This is a genomic window from Methanosarcina spelaei (assembly GCF_002287235.1).
GTDB lineage: Archaea > Halobacteriota > Methanosarcinia > Methanosarcinales > Methanosarcinaceae > Methanosarcina > Methanosarcina spelaei.
The window spans coordinates 1-906 of the sequence record NZ_LMVP01000331.1 but is presented as its reverse complement, the minus strand read 5'-3'; the positions used below and the strand labels follow the sequence as shown (position 1 = coordinate 906).

The following is a 906-nucleotide window of genomic DNA, read 5'->3' as shown; positions in this document are numbered from 1 at the left end:
GTTGTTCCGTGGACAGTTGAATTTACCCTTTCCAACCACCTGTTAACTTGGGCGTTCAGGTCTTCAAGAGAGGTAAACCTTCTTCCAAGGAAGAAATCCCTCTTGACATAACCTACCGTATTTTCAATTTTGCCTTTTGTCTGAGGCCTGTAAGGCCTGCATAACCTGGGAATAAAACCAAAGCATTTGAAGAAATCCTCAAACTGTGAGTTCCATTCAGAATCCGAAACTTTCAAAGCTCTTTTGATAACAACCTGTTTCATGTTATCGTAGAGAATCTCCTGTGTAAATCCTCCAAAATACCCAAAAGCATTTAGATGACACTGGATAAGAGTAGGAGTGTCTATGCTCAGTGTAAACTCTACATATCTCATTCTGGAATATCCAAGAATCATGTTAAAACAGTAAAGTTTCTTGAGTTTTCCATCAGCCTCAACTGTTCCTAACTCTCCCCAGTCAACCTGAGCCTGTACACCTGGTTTTGTTTCATATCGAAGTACGGCAGTAATTCCCTGCTCAGGTCGGACGTTTTGTACGAAGTCCTTGACTATGGTTTTTCCTCCATCAAAACCCATTTCTTTGATTTCCCTATGGAGGCGAGCAGCAGTATAGGGCCCTTCTTTGAGTTTTTCAAGAATGTAAGGTTTGAAAGGATCAAGCTTACTCTTTCTTCCAGGACGTTTCTGGGGTTCGGGCAAGTTTTTCAGCCGGAGATATTTCCTCACAGTTTTTCTGTCAAAACCTGTTTTTCTGGAGATTTCACTTATGTTAAAGCCTTGTGAATACAAATCTCGTATCAATAGCCATTCCTCCGTTTTCAGCATTATTTAGGATCCTAGAGCTTTTCTCAAGGATTGGAAATTGGGGAATTTTAATCCGGCTAAAATGAGGAATTATTCACCGGCC

General features: G+C 40.8%; 1 protein-coding gene. It reads right to left on the bottom strand.

Going from position 1 to position 906, the window contains the following annotated elements; all coding sequences use genetic code 11:
• Positions 1-824: IS21 family transposase (gene istA / locus ASJ81_RS13820; RefSeq protein WP_095644909.1), on the bottom strand; the 824-nt coding region annotated here is incomplete at its 3' end.
• Between the last annotated feature and the right edge of the window lie 82 nt (positions 825-906).